Source organism: Colwellia sp. 12G3 (genome assembly GCF_002836775.1).
Lineage (GTDB): Bacteria > Pseudomonadota > Gammaproteobacteria > Enterobacterales > Alteromonadaceae > Colwellia.
Map to the genome: position 1 here is coordinate 649,628 of NZ_PJAQ01000068.1, position 18,905 is coordinate 668,532.

At 40.1% G+C, this 18,905-nt stretch carries 15 protein-coding genes; 1 reads left to right on the forward strand and 14 read right to left on the reverse strand.

The features are described from left to right. Position 1 precedes the first annotated feature (1 nt). The 13 genes from CXF71_RS20455 to CXF71_RS20515 form a co-directional block, all read right to left on the reverse strand. On the reverse strand, positions 2-955 hold the full coding sequence (locus tag CXF71_RS20455) for a D-alanine--D-alanine ligase (RefSeq protein ID WP_101234761.1): 954 nt from the start codon (positions 953-955) through the stop codon (positions 2-4). Then, entirely contained in the window at positions 955-2,442 is a 1,488-nt protein-coding gene (gene murC, locus CXF71_RS20460; RefSeq protein ID WP_101234762.1) for a UDP-N-acetylmuramate--L-alanine ligase, read from the reverse strand. Before murC ends, CXF71_RS20455 begins: the two co-directional genes overlap by 1 nt. Before the next feature lie 19 nt (positions 2,443-2,461). Further along, positions 2,462-3,616, reverse strand: coding sequence for an undecaprenyldiphospho-muramoylpentapeptide beta-N-acetylglucosaminyltransferase (gene murG, locus CXF71_RS20465; protein ID WP_101234763.1), 1,155 nt, complete (start codon positions 3,614-3,616; stop codon positions 2,462-2,464). Beyond that, positions 3,616-4,911, reverse strand: coding sequence for a cell division protein FtsW (ftsW, locus tag CXF71_RS20470; protein ID WP_101234764.1), 1,296 nt, complete (start codon positions 4,909-4,911; stop codon positions 3,616-3,618). The genes murG and ftsW overlap by 1 nt, the downstream gene beginning before the upstream one ends. Then, positions 4,902-6,317: a UDP-N-acetylmuramoyl-L-alanine--D-glutamate ligase gene (gene murD, locus CXF71_RS20475; protein WP_101234765.1), complete on the reverse strand. Its 1,416-nt coding sequence runs from the start codon at positions 6,315-6,317 to the stop codon at positions 4,902-4,904. Before murD ends, ftsW begins: the two co-directional genes overlap by 10 nt. A 63-nt stretch (positions 6,318-6,380) precedes the next feature. Further along, positions 6,381-7,463 (reverse strand): phospho-N-acetylmuramoyl-pentapeptide-transferase, encoded by a 1,083-nt coding sequence (gene mraY / locus CXF71_RS20480; protein WP_101234766.1) that lies wholly within the window; start codon positions 7,461-7,463, stop codon positions 6,381-6,383. Then, positions 7,463-9,067: a UDP-N-acetylmuramoyl-tripeptide--D-alanyl-D-alanine ligase gene (locus CXF71_RS20485; protein WP_101234767.1), complete on the reverse strand. Its 1,605-nt coding sequence runs from the start codon at positions 9,065-9,067 to the stop codon at positions 7,463-7,465. The genes mraY and CXF71_RS20485 overlap by 1 nt, the downstream gene beginning before the upstream one ends. Next, on the reverse strand, positions 9,064-10,671 hold the full coding sequence (locus CXF71_RS20490) for a UDP-N-acetylmuramoyl-L-alanyl-D-glutamate--2,6-diaminopimelate ligase (RefSeq protein WP_101234768.1): 1,608 nt from the start codon (positions 10,669-10,671) through the stop codon (positions 9,064-9,066). Before CXF71_RS20490 ends, CXF71_RS20485 begins: the two co-directional genes overlap by 4 nt. Further along, positions 10,664-12,442: a penicillin-binding transpeptidase domain-containing protein gene (locus CXF71_RS20495; RefSeq protein WP_101234769.1), complete on the reverse strand. Its 1,779-nt coding sequence runs from the start codon at positions 12,440-12,442 to the stop codon at positions 10,664-10,666. Before CXF71_RS20495 ends, CXF71_RS20490 begins: the two co-directional genes overlap by 8 nt. A gap of 59 nt (positions 12,443-12,501) precedes the next feature. Next, entirely contained in the window at positions 12,502-12,810 is a 309-nt protein-coding gene (gene ftsL / locus CXF71_RS20500; protein WP_101234770.1) for a cell division protein FtsL, read from the reverse strand. A 2-nt stretch (positions 12,811-12,812) separates the two neighbouring features. Beyond that, positions 12,813-13,763 carry a 16S rRNA (cytosine(1402)-N(4))-methyltransferase RsmH gene (gene rsmH / locus CXF71_RS20505; protein WP_101234771.1) on the reverse strand — a complete coding sequence of 317 codons (951 nt, stop codon included), beginning with the start codon at positions 13,761-13,763 and terminating at the stop codon, positions 12,813-12,815. A 72-nt stretch (positions 13,764-13,835) separates the two neighbouring features. Continuing rightward, complete coding sequence (gene mraZ, locus CXF71_RS20510) at positions 13,836-14,294, reverse strand: division/cell wall cluster transcriptional repressor MraZ (protein ID WP_101234772.1); 459 nt, start codon at positions 14,292-14,294, stop codon at positions 13,836-13,838. A 368-nt stretch (positions 14,295-14,662) separates the two neighbouring features. Next, positions 14,663-16,471: an acyl-CoA dehydrogenase C-terminal domain-containing protein gene (locus CXF71_RS20515; RefSeq protein WP_101234773.1), complete on the reverse strand. Its 1,809-nt coding sequence runs from the start codon at positions 16,469-16,471 to the stop codon at positions 14,663-14,665. A 374-nt stretch (positions 16,472-16,845) separates the two neighbouring features. On the opposite strand from CXF71_RS20515, the gene CXF71_RS20520 reads away from it, so the two are divergent. Then, positions 16,846-17,853, forward strand: a complete 1,008-nt coding sequence (locus CXF71_RS20520; RefSeq protein ID WP_232771560.1) for a hypothetical protein — start codon at positions 16,846-16,848, stop codon at positions 17,851-17,853. A gap of 59 nt (positions 17,854-17,912) precedes the next feature. Here the strand turns inward: CXF71_RS20520 and CXF71_RS20525 are convergent, their stop codons facing one another. After that, entirely contained in the window at positions 17,913-18,842 is a 930-nt protein-coding gene (locus tag CXF71_RS20525) for a Dyp-type peroxidase (protein ID WP_101234774.1), read from the reverse strand. Positions 18,843-18,905 lie beyond the last annotated feature (63 nt).

An 18,905-nucleotide genomic window follows, 5' to 3' on the forward strand; every position in this document is an offset into this window, starting at 1 on the left:
CTTAGCCTTTGACACTTAGTAATAATATTTTAGTCACTAACTCACTGAAATTTAATCCGTATACTTTCGCGGCTTTTGGCACTAGTGATGTTTCCGTCATGCCTGGTACCGTATTAACTTCTAATATCTGCCATTCGCCCTTCCTATTACGCATAATATCAACTCGCCCCCAGCCCTGAGCGCCTGTTGCATTGAATGCTTTAACTGATAAAGCTTTTATTTCATTTTCATCATGCTCACTTAATCCACATGGACAATGATATTGTGTAGTGGTGGACTGATATTTTGCCTCATAGTCATAAAATTCACGTGGTGTCTCCATGTGAATAGCGGGTAAAGCCTTACCACCTAAAATGGCGACAGTATATTCAGGGCCATCAATCCACGCTTCAAGTAATACTTGCGTGTCAAAACCAAAGGCTTCAATGAGTGCATTATGAAGTTCTTCAACTGTCTGCGCCTGCGCCATACCAATACTTGAACCTTCATTGGCTGGTTTTACCATTATCCTACCGCCTAATTCAGCAAGAATACTTGCTAGCGACAAGTTTTCAAAATCCGCTTTATTCACGACAATAAAAGGAGCTGTTGGTAAATCACATGCTTTAAATATTTGTTTGCTACGCACCTTATCCATTGAAAGCGCAGAGCCTAAAACATTAGAACCAGTATAAGGAATATTTAAGTATTCGAGCGCACCTTGCAAGCAGCCATCTTCACCACCTCTACCATGAAGGGCAATAAATACACGGTTTACTTTCTTAATTACTAAATCCGTCAATGGCGCGGTTTTAGTATCAATTAAAACAACATCAAATCCGGCCTCTTCTAAACCCTTAGCAATCGCCTGCCCTGAATTGAGTGAGACTTCACGCTCTGCTGAATTACCACCATAAAGCACAGCAATCTTTTCTTGCTTTAGCAATGCGAGTGCATCATCGATTGTATTAATCATTACTGGTCACCTTTAACTGCAGATTGAACTAAAGAGTTCATTTGCAACAAACTATGAACGGCTAAATTTCGAGCTACTGTACCGATACTGCCAGCTCCTTGCGTAATAACCATGTCGTTATCCTGCAATTGAGTCGCTAATAATTGTGGTAACTTATCTACATCACTGACGTAAACAGGTTCTATTTGGCCACGTTGACGAATTGAACGCGCTAAACTTTTACTATCTGCTGACGAGATAGGTGTTTCACCCGCCGCATAAACATCAAGTAAGAATAGACAGTCAACTTCTGAAAGTACTTCAACAAAGTCCTCATATAAATCGCGTGTTCTAGAATAACGATGCGGTTGGAAAACCATCACTAATCGTTTGTCCGGCCAACCTTGACGCATGGCTAAGATTGTCGCTTTGACTTCACTGGGATGATGACCATAATCGTCAACCAATACCATATTACCGGCATCGGTTGTTAATGTAGCTAGCTGCTCAAAACGTCTTCCAATACCTTGAAAATCAGTTAATGCCTGACAAATTGCGTCATCACTTACCCCTTCGTCTTTAGCAACGGCTACACCAGCTAAAGCATTTAGCACATTGTGCTGGCCTGGTAGATTTACACTCATATCAATAGGTTCTTGCCCTGCGATTTCTACAGTGAAATGACTAACGCCACCCTCTTGTTGATAATTTACCGCCCTTACATCGGCATCTTCGGAGAAACCATAGGTGATCACTTGTCTACTAATGCGTGGTAATAATTCACGTACTACCGGATTATCGATACATACCACCGCTAATCCATAAAAGGGCAAGTTATGTAAAAATTCGATGTAGGTATCTTTAAGCTTTTCAAAATCGCCTTGATAGGTTTCCATATGATCTTCATCAATATTGGTGATAACTGAGACCATAGGTTGCAAGTGTAAAAATGAAGCGTCACTTTCATCAGCTTCCGCGACCAAGTAACGACTGCTGCCTAATCTCGCATTAGTGCCAGCGCTATTAAGCAAACCACCGATAACAAAGGTAGGATCTAATTCTCCTTGGGCAAAAATGCTAGCAATTAAGCTCGTTGTTGTTGTTTTTCCGTGTGTACCCGCAATAGCAATACCGTGGCGAAAACGCATTAACTCCGCCAACATTTCGGCTCGTCTAACCACGGGTATACGTAATTCTTTAGCCGCAATAAGCTCTGGATTATCACTACTAATTGCGGTGGATACTACAATGACACTCGCCTGTGCTATGTTTTCTGCTTTGTGTCCGATGACAATAGAAGCACCTAACGCCGTTAAGCGTTTAACGACTTGGTTTTCACCAATATCTGAACCTGAAATTTGATAACCTTCATTAAGCAATACTTCTGCAATTCCGCCCATACCAGCACCACCTATGCCAACAAAGTGGATACGCTTTACTCGACGCATTTCAGGTGCCTTAGTTGCGTATGAGCTAGTATTATTATGTGAGTTAGTTTGCTTAATCATATTTTCTCTTCATTACTTCTTATTTGTTAGCGCTAAGTTCTGCGCCGTTAGTATTTAAAAGCTGTTGACACAATTTTGCTACGTTCATACTTGCATCACTATTTGCTGCACCAAAAGAAGCTTTAGCCATATTTGCTAAGGTTTCAGGCTGGTCAAATAGTTCGGTAATTAACGCTGTAATAGTTTCTTTATTCAATTTTTTCTGTGGCAATAATTTTGCCGCATCACGCTTAACCAGATAAAGTGCATTTTTGGTTTGATGATCATCTACCGCATGCGGTAGTGGCACAAAAATCGCTGGTTTTGCTGCCATCGCTAATTCTGAAACAGTTAAAGCTCCTGCTCGGCAAATGACAATATCAGCCCAATGATATGCTTCGGCCATATTGGTAATAAATTCGGTAATGTTTAGTTTATCACTCGCTACTTTATACTGAGCATACAACTCGTTCACCTGCTCTTTTTTGCCTTCACCCGTTTGATGCCAAATAGAAAAATGCTCATCACAACTCACTAAACTGGCAAAACTGCTGGGCATTATTTCGTTTAAAACTTGTGCGCCAAGGCTGCCACCAACCACTAATATATTTTTGCTTTTTTTATGCTTATGCCTAACGGACTTGGACAACAACGCTTGTTGACCAATTGATGCACGTAAAGGGTTACCCACTACTTCTGCATCAATTCCACTCGCAAAGGCATTAGGAAAAGCGCAGCATATTTTGTTAGCAATGCGTGCTAATAATCGATTACTTAATCCTGCTGCTGCATTTTGCTCATGCACAATTAGCGGTATTTTACTTAACCATGCAGCTAAACCACCCGGAGCACTGGCATAACCCCCCATGCCCAAAACGACATCAGGTTTCACTCTTTTGATAACACCTCTAGCTTGAATCACCGACCGTAGCAATTTAAAAGGCATAACAAACATGGCCATTAATTTTTTGCCACGTAGACCACTTATACTAATAAAAGAAATATCATAACCATGTTCAGGCACAATGCGAGCTTCCATACGATCAGCGGTTCCTAACCAATGGATATGCCAACCTTGCGCTTTAAGTTCATCGGCAACCGCAATGCCAGGAAATATATGTCCGCCGGTACCACCCGCCATAATAAGCAAGGTTGGTGATTTACCTTTATTCCCTTGGTTATCATTACCGGCCATTATTTATCACCACGTTGGGTAATACTTTTACTTCTTTTTGAACTAGTCGCCTGAATGCTCTGTAATCTAATTTCATGATCAATGCGTATTAAGATAACTAACGCTAATGTCATTATGATCATCGAACTGCCACCATAACTAATCAGTGGCATTGTTAATCCTTTGGTAGGCACAATGCCTGCGCTGGCACCAATATTTACCGCTGCCTGAAAACACATCCAAATACCAATAGCGTAAGCTAGGAACCCTTCAAAATATTTTTCTTTAGCCAGTGCATAACGCCCTAAAATAAGTGCTTTGTAGACCAAGGTCATACTCAGTAGTAACACCACACTTATACCGACAAAACCAAATTCCTCTGCCAAAACTGCCATAACAAAGTCAGTATGTGCTTCTGGCAAGTATTCTAATTTTTGTATACTGTTGCCTAAACCTTGCCCTAGCACTTCACCTCGACCATAGGCCATTAATGACTGCGTTAACTGATAACCACTACCAAACGGATCTTGCCAGGGGTCTAAAAAACTGGTCACTCGTCGCCAACGATAAGGTTCAAAATAAGCGAGCATTCCTAAAGATGTTGCTCCAACTAAGGCCATAGCAATAAATTGCCATAACTTAGCGCCAGCTAAAAATAATAAACCGAACGTGGTAACAAACATCACAATAACTGTGCCTAAATCAGGCTGTAATAATAACAGTGCAGCCATAACGCCAAATACAATTAACGGTTTTATAAAACCTTTTAAGTTTTCCATGACTTGTTCACGACGACGTACTAAATAGGCAGATAAGTAGCAAAAGAAAAACAATTTGGCTGGCTCTGCTGCTTGTAGGGTAATTGGGCCGAGCACAATCCAACGAGTCGAACCATTTACCGAACGGCCAATAAGCAATACGGTAACAAGTAAGACGATGGCAAAACCTAATAAATAACTACTGTTTTTATGCCACCAAGACATAGGGATTTGTAAAGCGACACCTGCTATAGCAAGGCTTAAGCCTATATAGATACCGTGGCGAATAACAAAGTGAAATGGATTATTAAATAATCGTTCAGCTACTGGTATAGAGGAAGATGCGACCATCACTAGCCCAACCATATACATAGTCAGTCCCAATACAATAAAGCTTCGATCAAAAGCGTTTGTGCCATATTGATTTGAGCGGGCCATAAAGCGGTTAATCCACTCAGGTAATGGCGGTACTGTCACTTGTGATAACGTCTTTGTTATTGCCTGTGTTGTTTCTAAAGACATTGTTCTTGCTAAAGTCATGGTTTTTTCTAATGACATGAGTCCTCCTTAGCTTGAACGGCAACAATAAATTGCTCACCCCGTACCTGATAGTTTTTGAACATATCAATACTTGCGCAAGCGGGTGATAATAAGACCATATCACCTGGTTTTGCTATTTTTTTAGCTTGAGCTACGGCCTCACTAAGGGTGTTAACCTCAATGGCACCACTCATTAAGTTGGCAACTTCAGCACCGTCTTGACCTAAGGTAATGAGCTGACTTACTTCACGGTTGAATATTGCTTTGAGTGGTGAAAAGTCAGCCCCTTTACCATCCCCGCCAGCGATCAGGATTAACTTATTATCACCGGTAAGTGTCGGAGCTAAACCAGTAATAGCGGCGAGTGTTGCCCCTACATTGGTCGCTTTAGAGTCATTAATCCATTGAATGCAATCATCACTCACCACGCGTTGACAGCGATGAGCTAAACCGATAAAACCGGCAAGATTTTCTGTCATGGCTGATAAGGACCAACCCGCACTGTAACCAAGGGCTAAAGCTGCCATATAATTAAGCGCATTGTGCATACCAGCAAGTGGTAATTCATCTATTGAAATAAGTGCTTGCTCACCAAACATCAGCATCTGCTTGTTATCAATAACACTCAGACCAAAATCACCTTGCTTTGGTTTCTTTAAGCCAAAAGTTATTGTTTCTTGTTCTGCAACTAAAGTGTTCGTTGCTTGATCTTCTCTATTAACCACAGCGATTTTTGCTTGTGGATAAATACCTTGTTTAATCGCCTGATAATTAGCTAAGGTCTTATGCCTATCTAGGTGGTCATCACTAAGATTAAGTACCGTAGCCGCAATAGCTTGCATACTCGTTAATGTTTCTAATTGAAAACTCGAAAGCTCCAAAATGACAGTGTCAGGCTGATTAGCCCGTTGAGTATCTTCGGCATTTTCTAGCTGTAATAGGTCTAGAATTGGCTCACCAATGTTACCTGCTAATGCAGTATTAGCGCCGATAACTTTAGCGAGATAAGCAAGTAGTGATACGACCGTAGATTTACCGTTAGAGCCGGTTACTGCCAATATACTCATAGGGTTAATACGACTATTATTGACTAGGCAAAATAACTCAATATCACCGATGACTTGGCAGTGCTCTGAAATAAGTGCAGCAATGCCCTCACTAACTAAATCTATCCCTGGACTGGCAATAATAATATCCGCAGTAGAAATTAAACTGTGCTGCCATTGACCAAAAATAAAACTAACTTTTGGATAGTCTTGCTCAAATTGAGCTTGCTCACTTGAATTTTCAAACGGCATAAGTCGTGAATCATTCACAGCAAATGACAAACCTTGTGCGTGCAAAAAGCGTAGGCATGACAAACCTGTCATTCCGGCACCTAACACAACAATATTTTTATCTTTAAACGCTGTTAACCAAGTCATAACTTATTTAAATTTACCTTATTGTACTTAACGCTATTTAACGTGCTGATTTAACGTGCTTATTTAACGTAATTTCAAGGTGGCTAAACCTATCAGTACTAATATCAATGAAATAATCCAGAAACGAACAATCACTCGTGGCTCTGGCCAGCCTTTTAATTCGTAATGGTGGTGAATTGGCGCCATACGGAAAATCCGTTGACCACGCATTTTATATGAGCCGACTTGCAAAATTACCGAGACCGTTTCCATCACAAAAACACCGCCCATAATAAATAACACTAACTCTTGACGAACAAGTACCGCAATTACGCCAAGTGCAGCACCCAAGGCTAGTGAGCCAACATCGCCCATAAAAACTTGTGCTGGGTAAGTGTTGAACCACAAAAAGCCTAATCCTGCTCCGACAATAGCGGTACACACCACCACTAATTCACTCGTTAAGGCAATATGTGGAATATTCAAGTAACTGGAAAAATTAACGTTACCTGTTACATAAGCAAATAAAGCAAACGCCCCCGCGACCATAATGGTTGGTACAATGGCTAAGCCATCAAGACCATCAGTTAAGTTAACTGCATTTGAGGTGCCGACAATAACGAAATAGGTCATCACCACATAAAATATGCCTAACTGTGGTAATAGTTCTTTGACAAAGGGTATTAATAAAGCGGTTTCATTTGGACCTTGCGCAATAAAAAATAAAAATAATGCCGTGCTTAAGCCGATAACGGTTTGCCAAAAATACTTCCAACGGGCGATTAAGCCGTTAGCGTCTTTACGGATCACTTTACGATAATCATCAACAAAGCCGACTATGCCAAAGCTTACGATGACGAATAACACCACCCAAACATAAATATTACTGAGATCTGCCCACAGTAAAACACTGACGACAATGGAAGCGAGTATTAACAAACCACCCATCGTAGGTGTACCCGATTTAGATAAATGACTTTCTGGACCATCATCTCTTACCGTTTGACCTATTTGCATTTTTTGCAAATAACGAATAAGTTTAGGGCCAAAATATAATGATATAAACAGCGCGGTAAGCGTGCTAATAATGGCGCGGAATGTTAAATAGGAAAAAACATTAAACGCTGAATAAAATTGAGTTAAATACTCACCTAACCACAATAACATTACGCAGTACCTTCTTTATTTTGATGTTTATTAACTTCATTTGTACTAGCGATATTCTTCTGGCTATTACCCTTTTTTATACTTGGATTTTGTTCTTGATTTATATCTTGCTGGGCATTCATTTGTTCAAACCATTTAATAATTTCTGTCACTACATGCTCCATATGTGCACTTCGAGAGCCTTTAACTAAAATAGCAATATCTTGCTGACCAGCACAGAACTGCTGATTGAGCATATTAAGTAAATGGGCCATCAAATCAGCTCTTTGATTAAAATGCTGACTGTGCTCATTTTTGTCATTGTCTTTGGCAAAAGCATCACTGGCACTTTGACTTAACACGCCTAATGACAATAAAGTATGTAACTGTAAGTGCTTAGCAAACTCGCCAACTTCTTGATGGTAGCTACGCGATTCGCTGCCTAACTCGCCCATATCACCTAGAATGAGTATTTGCTTACCCGGGTAATTTGATAATAATTGCGCGGCCGCTTTTGCTGATTCAAGATTGGCGTTATAGCTATCATCAATGAGTTTGATGTTACAGCCAGTTCTTGTATCTTTTAATTGATGTAAATTCAGCCGACCTTTTACCGGCTGCATTTGTGTTAAACCTAATTGGATGTCTTCAAGACTGGCGCCAAACTCCAGCGCGATACAAGCAGCAGCAACGGCATTACAAACATTATGCTTACCCGGAACTGTTAGCGTGACTTCACAATTACCTTGATCGGTATGTAAGCTAAAAGTTGCACAGCCATTTTCATCTAAATTGACATTTTCGCTATAACAGTTAGCTTTATTAAAACAAGAAAAAGTACGAACCGTTTTATCTGTTAAGCGCCATTGCCATTTACTGGTGTACTTGGTGTCTTGGTTATATAGGGCAACCCCCTTTTCGCCAAGACCTGAAAATATTTCGCCTTTAGCGCGAGCTACACCGCATAAATCGCCAAACCCTTCTAAATGCGCGGCAGCAATATTATTTATCACGGCAACGTCTGGTTGAGTTAACCCTGTGGTATAGGCAATTTCACCCATATGATTAGCGCCCATTTCTATAACAGCAAAGTCATGACTATGATCTAAACGCAGTAATGTTAAGGGCACGCCAATATCATTATTAAAGTTACCCCGAGTTGCTAATACCTTGCCTAAACGAGACAAAATAGCCGCAACCATTTCTTTAACGGTAGTTTTGCCGCTACTCCCGGTAATACCCACAGTTTTAGGCGCGACTTCTTTTTTAACAAAAGCGGCAATTTTACCTAGGGCAATACGCGTATCATCAACAATCAATTGCGCGACATCAGTCACTTCATTTAAGTGGTGATCAACGATGAGTAACTGACAACCTTGCTGGACAACTTTATTTGCAAAACGATGGCCATCAAAATTAGGCCCTTTAAGCGCAAGGAAGGCAGAAATTTTACCAGCGTTTTCATCAATAGCGCGACTATCGGTGACTAAATCATCAATAGTCAAATCGTCGATAACAAATTCATTGGGAGCTAAATCATCGATACTTAACGAAGCTTGTTTTTCTGGAAATATCAGCTCGCCATCAGTGACTTTAGCTAAAGTAGACAGTGAAAGTGTGATCATGAATTTGCCTCATTAGACAATGTGGCTAAGCCTGCGTGCTTCTGATAAAAAGTTGTCACTACTAAGCGTTCGTTGTAGGTTAATTTCTGTGTGCCAATAATTGCACCATGCTCATCATGTTTAGCAACAATGACGTAATCTTCGTGACCTTTGCCTGCCAATAATACAATATCGCCAGCTTTGGCTTTATTCAGGGTGTGCAATACCGCTTGCTCTCTTGCTAAAATGATCGTTATTTGCTCGGCATCTGGATTGGTAAAACCGGCAACAATATCGTTTGCAATCAACTGGGCATCTTCACTACGCGGGTTATCATTGGTAACGATCAAATAATCGGCATATTTTTCTGCCGCTTGCGCCATCAAAGGTCTTTTACCCTTATCTCGATCGCCGCCACAACCAAAAACGACATAAAGCTCTCCAGAGCAATGTTGACGACAAGCTTGCAGTGCTTTTTCCAACGCATCGGGAGTGTGGGCATAATCAACCACAGCAGTTGCCAGGTTGTCAGCACTGGTTGCTTCCATCCGACCAGCAATAGCACTCACTTGATTCACTAGATTAGGGAGTTCGTTTAATGGTATACCTTGAATAAGCAGTACACTGATAGCCGCCAATAAATTATCAATATTAAAATCGCCCAGTAATGGACTAGTAATGTCAATATCGCCTAAATGACTCGATAAAGTAAAAGAGACACCATGGCTATGACGATTAATAGCTTTCGCGGTAACAAAATGTTCATAGGCATTAATATTGGTATCACGGCCATATAACCAAAGCGGCTGTTGCTCAGGCCAGTTTTCTAACCATTGTTTTGCTTGTTGGTCATCAAAATTAACTACCGCAACTTGTTTGCTATCAGCAGTGAAAATCTGCTTTTTCGTCTCGCCATAACTTGCCATAGAACCATGATAATCAAGATGGTCTCGGCTTAAATTGGTAAAAAGTGCTATATCAAATAAATCTGCTTGCACGCGATTTTGTGATAACGCATGAGAAGACACTTCCATCGCTACATAGCTAAACTTGCCATGGACAGAGTGCTCATCACTAAAATGGTTAAATAATTGGTGTAACTCGCATGCGCCAGGGGTAGTATTTTCGATGGGATGTAAATTATCGATACTGCCGGCACCATTAGTACCTATAACAGCACAAGATTTATCGGAAACACTAAGCATTTGAGCTAATAATTGACTGGTGGTCGTTTTACCATTGGTACCAGTAATGCCCACAAGGGTCATATTATCCTGTGGCGCTTTATAGTAATTTTTTGTTAAGGTAAATAAATGCTGATTAAGTTGATAAAACTTAACAATCACGACGTCCTTTTCCGTTGACGACAAAACAACATCACCATGTTCAGTACTATTTTCACACTCAGCAAGTACCAACTTAGCACCTTGTTTTATTGCCTGTTCAATGTATTGGCGACCATCTTGATCGTGGCCAATAATAGCGCAGAAAATATCACCTTCAACAATGGCTCGACTATCGTTGTGAATATCACCATATAACCCAATAAAGTCATTTGGATTTGGTAACGTAATTGAGAACTGAGTTAAACAACTGATGATATTTTGGCTAGCAGGTTTAGGCATTATGCTCTCCTACTAAAGCTATTGTCTGCTCTGGATGCGTGAGCTTAATGTGCTTACTCGCTGTTCGTGATTTTTGAGCATCAGGGGCAACATTAAGCACACGTAAAGCACCTTTCATTACCCGTGAAAATACCGGTGCGGCGACTTCGCCACCATGATAAAGGTCACCACTGGGTTCGTTAATGACTACAACGACAACTATTTCAGGGTTAGAAATGGGGGCAATACCGGCAAATAAAGCGACATAATCATTACCATAACCACCCGCAACGGCTTTAATTGAAGTGCCTGTTTTACCACCGACACGATAGCCATCAACTTTAGCTTTTGGTACATGTTCATCGACCACAGCTTCGAGCATATGAGTAATAGCGAGACTATTCTTAGCAGAGAAAATTCTTTCCTGATCTCCTGGAGCAGTCGTTTTATCGCTATTTTTAACAATCGTTAATCTACGTTTTATGCCGCCATTGCCAAGCGCCATATAAAAGCGTGTTAATTGTGCGGGGGTTATGGCAAGTCCAGCGCCCCAAGAGAGTGTTGCTAATTCAAATTGTGACCAACGACTTCTATCATGCATCATGCCTGCGCTTTCACCGACTAGGTTAGTACCTGTGTCATCGGCAAAGCCAGCATCAAAAAACTTAGTTAACAGATAATCTTTTGGCACAGACAGCGCCAACTTAGTTGTGCCCATGTTTGATGAGGTGACCAATATTTCTTCAACAGATAATTTGCCACGATTAATCGGATCACTGACTCGGCGTCCGCCTAAACGCATCCATCCTGGGCTGGTATTTATAATCGAATTAGCTTTAGCTGAACCAAACTCTAACGCGGTTAACGCGGTGAGTGGCTTCATAGTAGAACCCGGCTCGTAAATATCAGTAATAGCACGATTTCTAAAGCGATGAATTGCGGTATTACGGCGATTATTTGGGTTATACGATGGGCTATTGGTCATTGCCAATATCTCACCCGTATGAATATTTGCCACCACTACCGTGCCAGAAGTCGCTTTAAATGCCTGTACCGCACCTTTTAGCTCTTTATAGGCAATGGCTTGAATACGTTGATCAATACTTAAGGTAATATCTTGTGCTTGCTCTGGCTCTTCAACTGAAATTATTTCAATTTTTCGCCCTTTGGCATCTTTTCTAAAACGTTTCGCACCACCCGTACCTGTGAGTAATTCATCGTACATACGCTCGATGCCTTCAATGCCTTTATCATCAACATTGGTAAAACCAATCAGGTGAGCACTAATTTCACCGGTAGGATAAAAACGCTTTGATTCTTTACGTAAATGTATCCCCGGGATTTTTAATTCTTTGATGTAATTTGCCATGGCTGGCGAAATTTTACGCTCTAGATAAATAAAACGTTTACTCGGACTTTTAACCACTCGAGCAATCAATTTATTGATATCTTGATCAAGCACATCCGCAAGGGCTTGCCAATGCTTTGTCATAGCGAGGGCATTATTGTCCATGATAATCTTAGGATCTGCCCACACCGTTTCAACCGGTACACTAATGGCAAGTTCTGCGCCGTTTCGATCAACAATAGAACCGCGTTGAACCGTATTAGCAGCAACGCGCAAAGAACGTAAGTCGCCTTGTTTCTTTAGCATTTCTGGTTCAATGATTTGTATGTAGGCCGTTCGTGCCATCAAACTGAGGTAAATAAGAGCAACAACAGCCAGCACTAAATAATAACGCCATGGAGCGGTATTTAGTGGATTGTTGTTTTTGGCTGCTTTTTTCTTCACACCGCTCTCATTTATATTATTTTTTACGCTTGTCTGACGAATATCCGACTAAAGCTGTTTTATTTCAAAGTAACAATCACTTCAGAATTTCCATTCGGGCGTTTCATATTCAATAATTTTGTTGCTTTACTCTCAATTGCACTGTGCTCGGCCAAACTACTTTGTTCTAATAATAAGTTGCGCCACTCAATATTTAATTCATCTTTTTTTGACAGTAAGACTTCTAGTTCACTGGTTGTTTGTCGGTTGACATGACTATAATAAATCACAGAAAACGCCGACATTACGACAAACAACAATAAAATATAGGTAACGCTATAACGGACAATATCTTGCCAAATATCAAAAACTAAGGCACGAGCAGCCATAACTAATCGATGTTTCTTGCTAAACGTTCTGCTACACGTAATACCGAACTACGCGAGCGTACATTTTCCTCAACTTCCGTTTGGCTTGGCTTTAATCTACGGCCAACTAAAGCAAATTTCTTACCTTTATTTAATTCTTCTTCACTAATAGGCAAGCCTCGTGGAACTTTTTTACCTTGTGAGTGCTTTTTCATAAACTGTTTAACCAAACGGTCTTCAAGTGAATGAAAGCTAATAACAACAAGACGTCCGCCTTCGGCTAACACATCAAGCGAAGCAACAAGCGCTTTTTCAATTTGGTCCAACTCACTATTGATATACATACGAATAGCTTGAAAGCTCCGTGTCGCTGGGTGCTTTTTTATTTCCCGTTGAGGGGCAGTGGTTTTGATAAGCTTTGCTAATTGACTTGTTCTAGTTAATGGTGATTCTTCTCGCGTATCTACAATCGCATTGGCAATTCGCCAAGCATGCTTCTCTTCACCAAAAGTACGTAATACCCAGGTAATATCTTCAACATCGGCAACAGCTAACCATTCTGCAGCTGTTTGACCCTTGCTGGTATCCATACGCATATCAAGTGGGCCATCTTTCATAAAACTAAAACCACGTTCAGCTTCATCTAGTTGCGGAGAAGAGACGCCAAGATCAAGCAATATACCGTCAACCTTACCGGTTAACTGGTGCTTTTCTGCAATTTCAGCTAGAGAGGCAAAGCCTTCATGTTCAATCAAAAAACGCGGATCATCTTTGAATTTTTCAGCAGCCACTATTGCTGTTGGATCACGGTCAATGGCAATTAAACGTCCATTAGGTGATAACTTAGAGAGAATTAATGACGAGTGTCCACCTCGACCGAAAGTACAATCGATAAAGCAACCGTCACCGGTTATAGCTAAGCCATCAACGGCTTCATTGAGCAGCACTGAGATATGAGAAGTGTCTAATTCCATGTTATTATTTTTATAACCTTTGTTCGCGAAAGTGTTAACGCATTTATTTTTATAAATCAACGACGGTAAAGACTAAAGAGATAAGTCTAGTAAGCGTTCTGTCAATTCAATTTCACCCGATTGTATTTTGCTAATGCCTTGTTGCATTTGCGCTTGCCATGCTGTGTCATGCCAAATTTCAAATTTTTTCAATTGGCCAACAAGCATGACATTTTTTCCTAAACTGGCATGTTGTCTTAAAGGCCCATTTATTAATAATCGACCATTTTTATCCATCTCGCAGTCACTAGCATTACCTAAAATAACTTGCTGCAATAAACGCTCTTGTGGGTTCATGCTTGATAAATTACACAGTTTTAGTTCAATTTCTTCCCATTCGGGCAGCGGATAAAGTAATAAGCACGGATGTTGAATATCAACCGTACAGACCATTTTTCCTTGGCAATCAGCAAATAGCTCTTCACGATACTTAGTTGGTATCGTGATCCTATTTTTGCTGTCAAGCGTGATTGCGCTAGTGCCTCTAAACATATTGGTTGTTACTTCACTCTTTTAAACGATAAATAAACAAGTGTTCGATAATGTGATTGTAAGATCCACATTTATCCACTTTTTTCCACATTGCTACAGTTTAGTGAAAAAAGCAACGTTCTGTCAAGTGAGTAAAACGAAAAATGAAGGTCTATACACTGGCTATAACACCAGTAAAATTAAGGCTTGTGAGGAAGTGGATGAAATTGTGGACTTTTGTGGCAAGTAATCCCAAAAAAGGACTAAAAAATAATTATTTTAACTGAAATGGTGTCTATTATTAGCGACAGGGGTGATAAAGGAGGTGTGTTAGGGGGCGTTTTTCCCAGAAAGAAAAATCGGCCCCTAACAGAAGTTATTTTAAACGTTTAAAATAACTCATCATCAATAGCAAACAAGCAATCACTGCCTGATTTTGCTGAGGCAATTAACGAAAGTCGACGTGGTAATAATCGCGTAAAGAAGTAACGAGCCGTATGCACTTTACTTTGATAAAAATCCTCACCGCTTTCACCATTACTGTGTTGCTGGGACAAAGAAACCTGTGCCATTTTCGCCCAAACAAATGCCATTGCCGTATAACCGAACACATGCAGATAGTCATTTGCTGATGCGCCTAACTCATTTATCTCATTTTGTGACTTAGCTAATAAATCAGTGGTTAAGTCGGTTAAATCAGTTAACGCTTCAGCTAACGGGGTAATAAATTCATTCATCGCTTGATCATGTGTATTACTTTCGATGAAAGTATGCACTTCATCAGTAAACACTTTTAACATAGCGCCTTTTGAACCCGCTACTTTTCGCATTAATAGGTCCATCGCTTGAATACCATTGGTGCCTTCATAAATTTGGGTAATTCGAGCATCTCGCACTAATTGTTCTTGACCCCATTCACGAATATAACCATGACCACCAAAAACTTGTTGACCAGTAACCGTATTTTCAAAGCCTAAATCGGTAAAAAATGCTTTAGCAACAGGTGTCATTAATGCCGCTAAGGTTTCACCTTTAGCTTGCTCTTCACCGGTGCCATAAGTAGCGTAATCAAGTTGCATAGCAATATAACTAGAAAGTGCGCGTGAACCTTCATTCAATGCTTTCATATTTAACAGCATGCGACGAACATCACCATGTACCATGATAGAATCGGCTTCTTGTGTAGGGTTTTTAACACCATTGGTTTTACTATCAAGTGCTCGACCTTGTAATCTGTCTTTCGCATACTCTAAGGCATTTTGATAAGAGCGTACTGCCGCACTTAAACCTTGAATACCTACACCAATACGTTCGAAGTTCATCATAGTGAACATACAGGCTAAGCCTTTATTTAACTCACCAATTAAGAAACCTTTTGACTCATCAAAATTCATTACACAGGTTGCCGATGCATGAATCCCCATTTTATGTTCTATAGAGCCACAACTAACATTGTTACGCTCACCCAGTGTTTCATCATCATTAACATTAAATTTAGGCACTAAAAACAAAGAAATACCACGAGGGCCTGCCGGCGCATCAGGTAATTTAGCTAAGACTAAATGAACTATGTTTTCAGTAAGATCATGCTCACCACCCGTGATAAATATTTTATTACCGGTAATATTATAACTACCATCCTCTTGTGGGATAGCTTTGGTGCGAATAAGACCAAGGTCAGTACCCGAATGTGATTCAGTTAAGCACATAGATGCAGACCAATCACCTGCATACATACGCGTTAAATAGCGCTGTTTTAATTCTTCACTACCATGCTTTGCTAATGATAGCGCAGCACCTGCGGTAAGCACAGGATAAAGCGCAAAAGATATATCGGCGCTACATAACATTTCTTCATGCATCGCAGTTAACATTTTTGGCATACCCATGCCGCCATACTTAACATCACCGCCAAGAGCAGTCCAGCCTCCTTCAGCATAAGTATTAAATGCTTCTTTATAACCAGGAGCAGTGGTAACGACACCGTCTTTAAAACTCACACCAATTTCATCACCTTGACGAGAAATAGGCGCAAGTTCTTGTTCGGCAATTTTGGCACACTCTTGCAAAATAGCTTGAGCAGTGTCTCTATCGACTTGCTCAGCTAATTTAGGTAATTGCTGCCACATCTTATCGGCATTAAACACCTGATATAGCAAAAAATTCATATCAGTTAATGGCGCTCTATATTCAGCCATGATGACCTCCTTTTTGAAGTTTGGATTACGTTTGGAATACCGTGTGGCAAACACACAATTAAAACACTTGTTTGAATATAGTATAAATGATGGCAATGTAACAGCGCTATTCATCAATAGCCCAATATTTTTTACTTGGTGGAGAGCTTATTCGCCTAAATCATTGGATTTTCTCGCTAGAACGATGCTAGTGTTTTGCTATTCTATGCAAAACTAAGTTAATGTGTTCTTTAGGGTTTATACTACTATTATCCGTATAAACTTTGTTTGGACTAAGCAAATTGGCAAGATGTGTCTGACAGAGCGTAGACTTTATGAAAACTAATCATAGGGATAGTAACGTTACTAACACCTATACTAACGAGTAAAAATACGTGACCTCTGACTTACCTTATTCATTGCTTAAAAAATATCAACTCCCTCTTGGGTTAGTTGCCTTTTTATTATTGTTTCTTGCTAAAGCACAGGCGCAGCAATTAAGTTTTAGTAAAACACAAGTAGAGCAAGGCTATAGCTTTCAATACCAATGGCTCGACCATACCAAGACTGAGCAAGCGATAAGCTTTACCTTAAATAATGAAGGCCTATTTGAACGCTTTAGAAATTTTAAAACCTACCAAAATAGTTATGCACAAAAAACAATCCTCCGGCGTATTAAGAAAAAAATGCAGCGAAATCCTATCCCCGGTGTGCAAATATTTTATCGACAACAACATGATAATTTTTTAATTGAAGCCAAAGGCTTAAATAAAGAAAAGGTAGAAAAAGCTTACCAAGCGTTAACTAGGCTTGAGAGTGAGGTTACGCAAACGTATCTTGAGGAAACTTACTATCAAGCTTTTACCAATCATGAACAGATAAACGGTATTAAAGTAGATCATGTCAGTATTGCGAATAATTCGGTTGCTGATTTAAAGACGTTAAAACCTTTAATTTTAGACCATGTCTCTATACAGAATATTAGGAAGGTCACCAATTATGTATTGAGCTTTGTACAAAGCATTCCTTATAGCACCTTAGAATCTCGCATTACCTCTTCCGGTGCAGGTTTTAATCCGCCACTACAAGTATTGTGGGAAAACCAAGGCGATTGTGATAGTAAGATGACGTTAACAGCGGCTTTATTACGGGCTTTAATGCCACGCATTGATATGGCGTTAATTTATATTGATGGCCATGCTTTTATTGGTATCGATATTCCAGGGGAACCAGGCGAAATAAGCATTGAGCATAATGACGTGACATATTTATTAGCTGAGCCTACAGGACCAGCATTGCTGCCTTTAGGTACACTCGCGCCAGAATCAGAGCTAGCAATTAATCAAGGGCACTATATTGCCCAAGATTATCACGAAATTTCATCTGAACAGCAGACAGAATAAGCATTAAAAAGTAAGCTAGAGCTCCTTTAGTACACCTTATTGCCGTTAGGAATTAGACGTTAGTCAATATCGGTCACCTGAGCAAGAAAGGTTAAACTGGGTGCAAAAAATGCACTTCCCGTTTCGGCTTGGGTATATTTAAGCAAATGGTCAGAGTTACCGTGGCCATCTCCATGAATCATACTCTTGAGTATTATTTCAAAGGGTTTAGGTGACTGACAATATGAGCTAAAGAATAAGCCTTTACGTTTCATGTCTCCATAAGGCATGCTTTGCCTTACAATTTCAATGTTTTTTCCTTGATCATCTTTAAGGTTGGCACGCTTAGTGTGTGCTGTTAACGCTTTATCAGCACTATCATATTCAACATTATCTAGCTTAGTCCGGCCATAAACATCTTCTTGTTCATGTTCAGCGAGAGAGTTCCAAAGCGTTAAATTATGCTGATAGCGTTGAGTATGCAAATAACTACCGCCAGCAAAGTTAAAATCATCTTGCTCTTTAACCAGCGCAACTTCTCGTCGATGAAGACCTTGGGGATTTTCAGTACCATCGACAAAGCCAGTTAAGTCTCGACCATCTAAAAACCTGAAAGCTTGTACTTGCTCTATTAATTCAACACTATCACCAAACAACTGGCAAACCTTGGTACTGACAATATGGTTAACATCGGCACGGTCACTGCGAATTTCGATATAAATATCAAAGCTATTTGTCGGTGCAACTCGATCATCACTATGCATAGCAGGAAATGGCGCTAACAAAGCAGGACGGGCTTGCGGATAAAACTCATCCCAATAAGCCTCACCTATTGCGACAACACCAATAAGATTCGCCTCCGAATATTGCTCTGCATAATTATCAAATAGCTTGGGTAAACGAGAGGTCGCAGCACGAATAAAGGCATTCTTATCATCGAGTACATTAAATAGTAGATAATTTCCATGTAAGTTTGGTTCAGCGCAGATACCAAATTGTTCTCTAGCCATTTTCCGTTCCTGTTAACATATTTTATGTTGCAAACTTATATTGTCGGTATTGTACACAATAAA

Coding starts and splice junctions, on each gene's coding strand:
- CXF71_RS20455 (WP_101234761.1), bottom strand. CDS start 955: ATGATTAATACAATCGATGATGCACTCGCATTGCTAAAGCAAGAAAAG.
- murC (WP_101234762.1), bottom strand. CDS start 2,442: ATGATTAAGCAAACTAACTCACATAATAATACTAGCTCATACGCAACT.
- murG (WP_101234763.1), bottom strand. CDS start 3,616: ATGGCCGGTAATGATAACCAAGGGAATAAAGGTAAATCACCAACCTTG.
- ftsW (WP_101234764.1), bottom strand. CDS start 4,911: ATGTCATTAGAAAAAACCATGACTTTAGCAAGAACAATGTCTTTAGAA.
- murD (WP_101234765.1), bottom strand. CDS start 6,317: ATGACTTGGTTAACAGCGTTTAAAGATAAAAATATTGTTGTGTTAGGT.
- mraY (WP_101234766.1), bottom strand. CDS start 7,463: ATGTTATTGTGGTTAGGTGAGTATTTAACTCAATTTTATTCAGCGTTT.
- CXF71_RS20485 (WP_101234767.1), bottom strand. CDS start 9,067: ATGATCACACTTTCACTGTCTACTTTAGCTAAAGTCACTGATGGCGAG.
- CXF71_RS20490 (WP_101234768.1), bottom strand. CDS start 10,671: ATGCCTAAACCTGCTAGCCAAAATATCATCAGTTGTTTAACTCAGTTC.
- ftsL (WP_101234770.1), bottom strand. CDS start 12,810: ATGGCTGCTCGTGCCTTAGTTTTTGATATTTGGCAAGATATTGTCCGT.
- rsmH (WP_101234771.1), bottom strand. CDS start 13,763: ATGGAATTAGACACTTCTCATATCTCAGTGCTGCTCAATGAAGCCGTT.
- mraZ (WP_101234772.1), bottom strand. CDS start 14,294: ATGTTTAGAGGCACTAGCGCAATCACGCTTGACAGCAAAAATAGGATC.
- CXF71_RS20515 (WP_101234773.1), bottom strand. CDS start 16,471: ATGGCTGAATATAGAGCGCCATTAACTGATATGAATTTTTTGCTATAT.
- CXF71_RS20525 (WP_101234774.1), bottom strand. CDS start 18,842: ATGGCTAGAGAACAATTTGGTATCTGCGCTGAACCAAACTTACATGGA.